This window comes from Gordonia sp. i37 (genome assembly GCF_002043085.1).
In the GTDB taxonomy this organism is placed as follows: Bacteria; Actinomycetota; Actinomycetes; order Mycobacteriales; family Mycobacteriaceae; genus Gordonia; species Gordonia polyisoprenivorans.
This window is the reverse complement of record NZ_MVPX01000261.1, coordinates 1-10,079: the sequence shown is the minus strand read 5'-3', so window position 1 is coordinate 10,079 and position 10,079 is coordinate 1. Positions and strand designations below refer to the sequence as shown.

Here is a 10,079-nt window from a genome sequence, read left to right as displayed (position 1 = left end):
CGCGAGATCCGGATCTCGTCGGCCACCCCCGATCGCATCGTTGCGTCGGTCGACACCCGATCCAATCGTTGCGTCGGTCGACACCCGATCCAGCGGTGTCGAGCAACCGGCGTGGAAGAACGCCACGTTCACCGTCTCGGGCGGAACTGTCACGGCCACTCCGGATCTCGATGCCATTGCCGACGGCAGGCTCTGGCTGGAATTGAGCCCACAGACACCAGCCACCACGACAACCACCGCAGCCGGTCCGGTGTTCGATCGAGGCAGCTACCGAATGCTGCCCGCATCCCAGTTCGCCGACGGCGGACCGGGTTCGACATTCGGCTTCGCCCTTCCGTCGGGAAACGTCATCTGCTTCGGCACGTCGACAAGTCTGTTGTGTGAGACCAAGTTCAGCGTGCCGGTGCCCCTCGATGACACCTGCGGTGTGTACGACCGACAGGACGAGACGAATGCGACGATGTTCGGCTGGGCGGACTTCGACAAACCAGTGTGCGCGTCGTTATTGCAGGGCGCCTATCGCCAGGTCGGAGCGACGTTGCCCTACGGCACCGCCGTCACCTGGCAGCCCCGCCCCGACCTGACGATCGTCTGCTACTCGCGGTCGGCCGGTCTCGCCTGCGAGAACCCGCACGGCTACGGATTCACACTCGCCAGGGACGGCTTCACGCGGTATCGGGTGGGCTGAGCGTCATGCTGCCGTGAACGATCACCGGCGCAGCGTCAAAAGATCGTATGGAACGCGGTATCGCCCGCTTGGCGGACGTAGAACGGCACAGTGCTGAACATCGCGACCCGTACCGTCCCGACGGATTCCGGACCGACACCGCAGACCCCGGAACCGTCCGACCCCGCCGAGAAACGGCGTCTGACCGCGACCACCGGACTCGCTGCACTGTCGCTGGATGCGATGGCGTCGGTGGCCTACGGCCCGGAGGCGATCGTCGTTGTCTTGGCCGCCGCGGGTAGCCACGCGCTAGGGCTGACGCTGCCGGTCAGTGCGGCCATCGTTGCGCTGTTGGCCATCCTGATCGCGTCGTATCGGCAGCTGATCGCGGTCTTCCCCGACGGGGGAGGGGCGTACGCGTCGTCTAAGCGCTATCTCGGCCGGCGTCCGGCGCTGGTGGCGGCGGCATCACTGGTCATCGACTACGTGCTCAACGTCGCGGTGTCGGTGGCGGCCGGGACCGCTGCCCTGACGTCGGCGATCCCCGCGGCACGGCCGTACACGGTGTGGATCGGTCTGGGCGTTCTGGTGCTCATCACCGCGGTCAATCTCCGCGGCATCGTCAGCAGCGCAATGGTGTTCATGGCGCCGACGGTGATCTTCATCGTGTCGATCCTCTCGCTCATCGTCGTCGGACTGATCACCGGCGGGCACCCCACCCACTCCTCGGTCGAGCACACCACCGGCACCCTCACCACCGTGGGACTCCCGTTGGTGCTCAAGGCATTCGCCAACGGATGCGCCGCATTGACCGGTGTCGAGGCCATCGCCAACGCCACCCCGCAGTTCCGGCAGAACCGGGTTCGACGTGCCCAGCATGCCGAGGTGGCACTCGGTGTGCTGCTGGGTGCCATGATGCTCGGGGTGGCCGCGTTGGTGGAGGCCCTGCATATCGAACCGCGCGGCGGGGTGACCGTGCTCTCGCAGATCACCGAGGGCGTCTTCGGGCGTGGTGCACTGTATTACGTCATTCAGGCGGCGACGGTCATCCTGCTCGCGTTGGCCGCCAACACCAGTTTCGGTGGACTGCCGCAGCTGATGAAGGTGGTCGCGGCCGACGACTACCTGCCGCATCGGCTCACCCGCGCCACCCATGGTGTCTACCGCGAGGGCGTGCTCGTACTCGCTGTTGCCGCCGGCATCCTGATCGCGGTGACCGAGGGCAACGTCAATCTGCTCGTGCCGTTGTTCGCGATCTGCGTGTTCATCGGATTCACGCTCGCCCAACTGGGTTTGGTGCGGCACTGGTGGACAGCGCGCACTCGCGGGTGGCGATGGCGTCTGGCGCTCAACGCGATCGGCGCCACAGCGACCGGCCTGGCCACCGTGGTGGTGACCGTGATGAAGGCCGACGAGGGGTCGCTGTGGGTCATCGTGGTGCTCGTCGTGCTGGTTGCGTCGATGTCGGCGGTCTCGCGTGCATACCGTAAGCGTCGGGTCGCCGCGGCCGCCGCCGACCATCACGCCGATCTCGTACGAAAGACGCTCACCCACCGCTCCTTTGCCGGACAGGGGATCGCCGTGGTGCCGGTATCGCAGCAGTGCACCGCGGTCGACGACGCTCTACGACGCGCGCGATCCTTCGGGCGGGAGGTCCGGGTGGTGCACGTCGAGGTCGCGGTGTCTCCCGATGAAGGTTTGGCGACGTGCTGGCGCGAGCGGCATCCGATGGTGCCGCTGGAAACCCTGTACGCCGTCGACGAGGACTCGATCGTCGACGCCATCACCGACTACGTCGATGGCCTCACCGCCACCGACGACGTGCTCGTCGTGATCCCCGACCCCGACGCCACCGCCCGCTCACGTCTGCTCTCCGCCGGACGCGCCGATGATCTCGAAGAGGTATTGCGGCGCGACACCGCAGCGCTCGTCACGCGGGTGTGCGCGCGGCCGGTGGCCTGAAACCAGCTTCGGCACAGGCGGTCTCGAGGCTCGCCGCACGCGGCTCGCACCTCGACCATCGGATGATGGCCCCCCGATCACGGGGCCGCCGTTGCCCCTTGCCGTGGGCCGGCTCTTTCCCTCGATGGTCGAGGTGCCCGAGCCCGCTAGGGCGAGGGCCTCGAGACCCGGTGAGACGAGAGGTATCGTATCCACCGCGGGATGGACGAAACCAGCATCGGCACAGGCGGTCTCGAGGCTCGCCGCACGCGGCTCGCACCTCGACCGTCGGATGATGGCGGTTCCCCCGATGGTCGAGGTGCCCGAGCCCGCCAGGGCGAGGGCCTCGAGACCCGGTGAGACGATGGGAATCGGAACCACGTCAACTCCGGCGAATCCAGCGTGCTTCGTTCGGCATCAACGTCAGACGTCACGTGATGCGTGAGCCGCGCCGCCCTCGATCAATTCATCGAGATGTGCCCTTGACCAGGCGCACATGGTGTGCAGAAGGACGAGCAGCTCGGCGCCGGCGGTGGTGAGCGAGTAGTCGACGTGCGGACTGGCACACCCATGATCCCGCCGCGTGACCAGGCCGGAGTGCTCAAGCGTGCGCAGAGTCTGAGTCATCACCTTGTGGCTGACCGGACCGACCGATCGGCATACATCGGCGAAGCGTTTGGGCGGACCGTCGAGGTATTCGAGGGTTCGCAGGCCCCATTTGGTGGAGACGGCGGCGAACACCTCGCGGGCAATCGTCTGGGCGGCGAGCACGTCGGGGTTACTTTCGACGTCTGTAAGTGTGGTTACTTTCAAGTGCGTACTTCCCGGTGGGTGGCCATGTTCCTAACCTCAGAGTATGTCGATTCTGAAAACCTATGCACGATGCTTCGTTCACGATCTGGACTCGGCGCTTTCGTTGTACGAGACGCTCGTCGGGCAGACCGCCGACCTTCGCTTTGAGTTCGAGGGAGCGTCGCTCGCCGCCGTGGGAGATCTCCTGCTGATCGGCGGTCCGCCTGAGGTGACGGATCGCTTCCGCGATACGGTCGGTCCGCTGGTTGTTGATGACCTGACCGAGACGATGGATCGCCTGCGAGGCTTGGGCTCGCAAGTGGTAGGCGGACCGTCGCGGAGCGCGACGGGCACGTTCGCTTATGTTCGTCACCCCGACGGAGCCGTGATCGAGTACGTGCAGTGGGACGCGGAAATCCTGCACAAGGTCAGGCTCAACGAGCGCGTCTGTCGGTAGAGTAACCGCTCCAACGAAACCAGCATCGGCACAGGCGGTCTCGAGGCTCGCCGCACGCGGCTCGCACCTCGACCATCGGATGATGGTCCCCGATCGCGGTGCCGATCTCTCCCCCCGATGGTCGAGGTGCCCGAGCCCGCTAGGGCGAGGGCCTCGAGACCCGCTGAGCTAACCAGTGTCGTTGCGCACTCAGGCAACGATCCTCGTGCACGACGACATGTGCCAGATGATCGGACGGATGCTGTGGTCACTGCCGACGCTGACGATCCGCAGCACGACGATGTCGTGGTCCCCAGCGCGATGAATGTTCTCGATGGTGCACTCGAAGTGCACCGGTGTTGCATCGAGAAGGATTGCGCCGGTGGGCAACACGCGAGTGCTCACGCCGGCGAGGCGAGCCGCCTTGTCCTTCGATGACAACTGCCGGATCGCGTCGGCCTGCTGCTCGCCGAGCACCGACACTCCCAGCGCCGGCGCCTCGCGCAGAACGGGCCAGGTGGTCGAGGAGTGCTGCACGGCGAACATGACCAGCGGCGGGTCCTGGGAGACGCCGACGGCGAACGAGGATGCCACGAGCACGGTGGGTTCGCCGTCGACGGTTCCGGCCAGTGCGACCACACCGGTGGGGAAGGCCGAGAACGCTTTTCGCAGTTCGGTGGCGTCGAGGTCGGTGGTGGGGATCATGGTCATCGTCCTTCCGTGGCGAGGGTGGTGCCGCCGCGCAGCACGACCTGGCCCCAGCGTTCGATCCAGGTGGCAAACGCGTCGGGCTGGTCGTAGGACTTGTCCATCACGTAGAGCCCGGCCGCGGGGGTGATGGCACCCAGTTCCACGAGAACGGGTTTGAGCAGCAGTTCCGGTGCCATGAAGTGCGCCGGACCGGCGCCGAGCATCAGCGGGATGGCGGTGACCCCGCGCAGGCCGTCGGCGGTGGAAAACTGATCGAGGAACAGCTTCAACAGCCCGGTGTAGGTGGCTTTGAATGTCGGGGACGCGATCACCACCAGACCGCTGGAGGCGACGGTGCTCACCGCCTCGGCGACAGCGGGATCTCCCCACCCGAGCAGCCCCGGCCCCAGGTCCACCACGTCGATGACGTGGTCCGGCTGCTGCCCGGTGAGCTCGGTGGCCAGTCGGGTGGCCGCGTGCAGGGTGCGCGAGGCCGGTTTCGGATTCCCCGCGACTACGGTGACGATCACGTGACACCTCTCCAATCTTCGTGACGGACAACTACTCCGAGACGAAGAGTGCGAGGCGACGATTAACCGTCGGTCACCTGATCGTTACGCCCCCATTGCGCGACTTCGCGCCGAGGACACCTCCGCCGACACCGATGACGGCGCTGGTCACCGCGTCAACGACGTCGGCGCCGACCCGATTGCGCCGCGGGCGATCACGCCACACCCCGATGATCGTGGCGGGTTTCGAACCGAACGAAGTCCGCGCGGAATCGATCGAACACGATCTGGAACGGCGCGCCGTCACTGGTGGTGTAGGTGATCTCGCGCATCAGCAGGGTGCTGCCGGCCGCGACGCCGAGTATCTGTCCGGTCCGCTCATCGCAGCGCTCGGCGCCGATCGACACCCAGGCGTCGCCGGGGTCGGTGCCGAAGAACTCGGCCGCGGTGCGTTCCATGGTCAGCGGTATGCCGGCGAGTTCGGTGGGGTCGGCATCGTAGGATGCCGAGAAATAGGCGCTGCGCAAACCGATGGTTTCACCGAATGCGTGAAATGTGTTCTCCACCAGCCGAACGTGGTCGTCGTGGATGTTCAGTCGGGTGCAGACCAGGGGGAGGTTGGGGACCAGTCGTTGTTCGCGGATCACGATCTCCACCGACTCCCCACCGATTCCGGAGATCGCGGTGAGCTCCAGGCCCAGGTCACGACGATGAACCCGCGTCCCGAGCCGCGGCCTGCGCACCAGGAATCCCGCATCGCTCAGCTCATTGAGGGCGTCACGCACGGCTGCTCGACTGGAGTTGAACATCCGGATGAGGTCCTCCTCGACGAGTTGGGTGTCGAGGTCGAGGGTGCCTTCGCGGATAGAGGCGAGGATGAGGTCGCGTACGCGTCGGGACGACACCTGTCGACCTCGGGCGGACCCGCCGCGGGCGCGTGGATGGTATTCGGTCGATCGTGTCATGACAGTCCCTCGAAAGCTCTGGACTCCGGTCCGGTTGTGCTGGCCCCTTGCAGGGAGTTTACGGCCGAACCCGAGTCCTTGCGTTGTCAAGTAGTCGGGGTCACAGTCGGCGGAATTCCGCTCAGGTTTCCCACAGAAACACTCTGAACTGCACCGATGTGCGCCGACGCCGATGTGTCAGCGGCGCAATAGCCGAGTCACGAAAGCGCGCAGGAACCGAAACAAAGCGCCCCGAAGATCGTCGCATCGTCCTTGGCAACATCAATCGGGAGGGTGCCGGTGACCGCCGAAACCACCATAGTCATCACTGAGACGCAGGAGAATGCGCCGTCGCGCCACGTCTCCGGAGCAGTCATCGCACGCCTGCGCGCCAACCTGTGGATCGCACGTGCGGCGGGCACGGCGATCGTCAACTTCCTCATCTTCGTCGTCGTGGCGTTCTTTCTCGTCAAGATGATCCCGGGCGATCCGCTGGTGTCCGCCTCGGGTGGTCAGCTGTCCGGGGCGGCACTGGAGGCAGCTCGAGACAGCTACGGCCTCAACGATTCCTGGATCTCGCAATTCGGGACGTACCTGCACGGACTTGCCACCTTCGATCTGGGGAGTTCGATCGCCACCGGCCGTCCGGTGGCCGACGACATGGCCACCCGCGTACCGGCGACCATCGAACTCGTCGGATCAGGCTTGTTCTTCGGGGCGCTGGTGAGCCTTGCACTCTCGTATTTCGTTGTCACACGGCCCAAGAACCTCATCGCCGGTGCCGTGCGGAGCTACGCCCGGGCAGCCGGAGCGGTTCCCGAATACGTCATCGGCATCGCGTTCCTGTTCATCTTCTTCGCGACGTTGCACTGGGTGCCCGCGCCGTCGGGACGGCTCGACCCGTTGTTGATGCCACCGCCGCAGGTCACCGGCTTCCCGATCCTCGACGCCCTCATCGCCGGCGACATGCCGGCTGCGAGTTCCTATGTGGCGCATCTTTTCCTACCGGTCGTCGTGATGGTCGTGGCGCACTCGGCGATCCTCGTGAAGACCCTGATCCTGTCTCTGGACAAGGAGATCGATAGCCCGGCAACACGTTTCCGCATCGCCTCCGGCGCCCCACGCCGGACGGTACTACTCGGCATCTACCGTCGCGCCCTGCCAACCGCAGTCGCCATGCTGGGCATGGTCTTCGGGCTCCTGCTCGGCGGGGCGGTGGTGCTCGAATCGCTGTTCGGCCTCGGTGGGCTCGGCCAGTACGCCGTCGACGCGGTGAAGGCCTCCGACGTCTACGCCCTTCGCTCGTTCCTCGTCGTCACCGCGGGGTTGTGTCTGGCCGCCTACTTCCTCACCGACATCGCCACCGGCCTCCTCGACCCGCGCCGCCGTTCCGCCCGAAAGCAGGAGATCTGATGACCGCCGCCGACCCCACTGTCACACCCGCGACCGGCACCCACGCCACCACCGATATCGCCATCCCGGTCGCCGGCGAAAGCCGACGTCCCACCGCGGCCGCCAGGGGAATCCTGCGTCGCTACTGGGGATTTCTGCCCTTCGGCGTCCTGGTGCTGCTGGCCGTGATCGGGCCGCTGCTCGCACCGCAATCGGCGACGATGGTCGTCGGCCCACCCTCGGTCGGTCCGTCGGGAGCGCACCTGTTCGGCACCGACTCCAACGGTTTCGACGTGTTCTCCCGCACCCTGACCGCCTTCCGCCTCGATGTCCTGATCGCCATCGCGGTCACCGTCCTCGCGACCGCCGTGGCGGTGCTCATCGGCACCTTCTCGGGGATGTACGCGACCTCGGCGGGCGTCCGCGGATTCCTCGCCTCGACGGTGGGACGTCTCATCGATCTCATCCAGGCGCTGCCGGTGATGATCGCGGGACTGGTGATCGTGTCGTTCTTCGGCCGCAACGCCGTGGTCATCACGATCGCACTGAGCATCGTGGTGATGCCGTTCCAGGCGCGGCTCATGCGCACCGAGGTGATGCGCACCCGCACCGACGGTTACGTCACCGCCGCCCGCATGAGCGGCGAAACCGAACTGCGCGTGGTGCTCCGACACGTGATCCCCAACTCGTGGGGGCCGATGCTGGAGAACAGTTCGGCGATCTTCGGCATGGCGATCATCTTCTGCGCCGGGCTCGGCTTCCTCGGCGTCGGGATCCCACTCCCCGAGGCGGAATGGGGCAACATGCTCTCCTCCGGCGCACCCGACGCCGCCGTCGGCCGCTGGTGGCCCGCCCTGTTCCCGGCGCTGGCCCTCGCCTACGCCGTATGGGCCGCCTCGACGTTCACCACCGCGGCAGGCGCCCTTCGCCGCCGCTGATCTCCCACACCGACAAGAGTCCACGAATCACGTTGCGTCATATCCCTGTTGAGAGAAAGCGAAGTAGTTCTGAGATGAAGATTCCCAAGAAGGTCGTACTCGGCCTGACCGCCATGCTCGCCTCGGCGATGGTGCTCACCGCGTGCGGCGGCGGGTCCTCGGAGGAGAGCGGCCTGGTCCTGGTGACGGCCGCGCAGCCGCAGAGCTTCAGCTACGAGACCAGTGCCACCGGGTATGAGTCGGCGGAGTTCTTCATGAACACCGGTGCCACGCTGATCCGCAACCCTTACGTCGCCGGCGACAACGGGATGGCCGCCCATCAGCAGCTGTTCGAATTCGAGCCGGAGCTGGCCAAGAGTTACGACGTCAGCGCCGACAAGAAGGTCTACACCTTCCATCTCAACACCGCGGCAAAGAGCGTGGCGGGCAATGCCCTCGACGCCGACGACGTCATCTTCTCCTTGCAGCGCAAGTTCAAGGTCGACACCAGCATCATCCCGTTCATCAGCAAACCCGTCCTCACCGACCCCGACACCCAGGTCCGCAAGATCGACGACGCCACCGTCGAGATCTCGATCGCCGACCCCGGTTTCGGTTTCACGCTGCTCTCGCTCCTCGCGAACACGCCGTACACCATCTACGACGCCAAGGTCCTCAAGTCCCACGCCACCGCCACCGACCCGTACGGCGTCGAATGGTCGAAGACCAACGCCGGCTTCGGGTTCGGTGCCTACAAGCTCACCGACTACACCCCGGGCCAGCAGATGGTCTATGAAGCCAATCCGGGATTCGCGCTCGGCGCACCCAAGGTCAAGCGCATCGTGCAACGCGTCGTCGCCGACCCGGGCCAGCGCAGCAACCTCGTCAAGAGCGGCGGCGCCTCCATCGCGACGCAGCTGCGGCCGGCCGATCAGGTCGCGCTCCAGCAGGCCAACGCCGCGCAGGTGTTCACCGTGCCCACCAACGCCTACGTCTACATCCCGCTGCTCACCACCAAGGCGCCGTTCGACAATCCGGCGGTGCGGCGGGCGTTCGCCTCGGCGGTGCCGTACGAGTCGATCATGAAGAACGTCTATCACGGTCGCCTGGGCCCGCTGACGTCGATCCTCAACGGCACACTGCCCGGCTACAACGCATCCGGATTGCAGCCCAACAGCACCGACCCGCAACGGTCCCTGCAACTGTTGCGGGACGCGGGAATCAGCACACCGGTCAAGTTCGCACTGACCGTCAACAACGCCGTGCCCGACCTGAAGGAGACCGCGGTCCAGATCCAGACCGCAGCCGCCAGTGCCGGATTCGAGGTCACCATCAACGAGGTCAACTCCGCGGTGTTCCAGGAGGGCTTGGCCAACAAGACCTTCCAGGCGTCCATGGGTCGTGACTACGCCGTTGTCCAGTCGCCGCCGTATGTGCTGTCGCTGTTCTACACCCCCGGATCGCCGATCAACTGGCCCGACCTCGACTACGCACCGCTCAACGACGCCATCGCCGCCGGCAACGCCGCCGGGGATCCGCTCTCGACGGCGGCGTGGACCCAATGGAACACCGCCACCCGCATCCTCGCCGATCAGATGCCGACGGTCTACGTCGGATATGTCCAGCCGCTGAACGCATTCGCCAACAACCTCAAGGGCTATGTGTTCCGCACCGACAACGTCATCGACTACTCGGAGCTCGAACAATGACACTCGATCACGCACCCCGACTCGCCGCCGACGCGCCGCACACCGACTCCGGCGCAACGTATATGGCCGAAGCCCGACCCGA

General features: G+C 65.9%; 9 protein-coding genes and 1 pseudogene. 6 read left to right on the top strand and 4 right to left on the bottom strand.

What is annotated here, in order from left to right:
* Both B1964_RS12605 and B1964_RS12600 read left to right on the top strand, forming a co-directional pair.
* Positions 1–688, top strand: a pseudogene (locus B1964_RS12605) (hypothetical protein); the annotation flags it as partial.
* A 90-nt stretch (positions 689–778) separates the two neighbouring features.
* Positions 779–2,629 carry an APC family permease gene (locus B1964_RS12600; protein WP_079929997.1) on the top strand — a complete coding sequence of 617 codons (1,851 nt, stop codon included), beginning with the start codon at positions 779–781 and terminating at the stop codon, positions 2,627–2,629.
* Positions 2,630–3,031: 402 nt separating this feature from the next.
* On the opposite strand, the gene B1964_RS12595 is transcribed toward B1964_RS12600, so the two are convergent.
* The gene (locus tag B1964_RS12595) at positions 3,032–3,421 is read right to left on the bottom strand and encodes a helix-turn-helix domain-containing protein (protein WP_253193980.1); all 390 of its coding nucleotides are present in this window, start codon (positions 3,419–3,421) and stop codon (positions 3,032–3,034) included.
* Positions 3,422–3,464: 43 nt separating this feature from the next.
* On the opposite strand from B1964_RS12595, the gene B1964_RS12590 reads away from it, so the two are divergent.
* Positions 3,465–3,857 carry a VOC family protein gene (locus B1964_RS12590; RefSeq protein WP_079929995.1) on the top strand — a complete coding sequence of 131 codons (393 nt, stop codon included), beginning with the start codon at positions 3,465–3,467 and terminating at the stop codon, positions 3,855–3,857.
* A gap of 189 nt (positions 3,858–4,046) precedes the next feature.
* Here B1964_RS12590 and B1964_RS12585 read toward each other — a convergent pair whose 3' ends face one another.
* The 3 genes from B1964_RS12585 to B1964_RS12575 form a co-directional block, all read right to left on the bottom strand.
* Positions 4,047–4,541 (bottom strand): flavin reductase family protein, encoded by a 495-nt coding sequence (locus tag B1964_RS12585; protein ID WP_172398828.1) that lies wholly within the window; start codon positions 4,539–4,541, stop codon positions 4,047–4,049.
* A gap of 2 nt (positions 4,542–4,543) precedes the next feature.
* Positions 4,544–5,056 carry an NAD(P)H-dependent oxidoreductase gene (locus B1964_RS12580; protein WP_079929993.1) on the bottom strand — a complete coding sequence of 171 codons (513 nt, stop codon included), beginning with the start codon at positions 5,054–5,056 and terminating at the stop codon, positions 4,544–4,546.
* Positions 5,057–5,250: 194 nt separating this feature from the next.
* On the bottom strand, positions 5,251–5,940 hold the full coding sequence (locus tag B1964_RS12575) for a GntR family transcriptional regulator (protein WP_079929999.1): 690 nt from the start codon (positions 5,938–5,940) through the stop codon (positions 5,251–5,253).
* Between the two features lie 339 nt (positions 5,941–6,279).
* Here B1964_RS12575 and B1964_RS12570 point away from each other — a divergent pair, with 339 nt between their 5' ends.
* The 3 genes from B1964_RS12570 (at position 6,280) to B1964_RS12560 (ending at position 9,997) form a co-directional block, all read left to right on the top strand.
* The gene (locus tag B1964_RS12570; protein WP_079929998.1) at positions 6,280–7,392 is read left to right on the top strand and encodes an ABC transporter permease; all 1,113 of its coding nucleotides are present in this window, start codon (positions 6,280–6,282) and stop codon (positions 7,390–7,392) included.
* Entirely contained in the window at positions 7,392–8,309 is a 918-nt protein-coding gene (locus B1964_RS12565; protein ID WP_079929992.1) for an ABC transporter permease, read from the top strand. The genes B1964_RS12570 and B1964_RS12565 overlap by 1 nt, the downstream gene beginning before the upstream one ends.
* A 74-nt stretch (positions 8,310–8,383) precedes the next feature.
* Entirely contained in the window at positions 8,384–9,997 is a 1,614-nt protein-coding gene (locus B1964_RS12560) for an ABC transporter substrate-binding protein (RefSeq protein WP_079929991.1), read from the top strand.
* Positions 9,998–10,079: the final 82 nt, after the last annotated feature.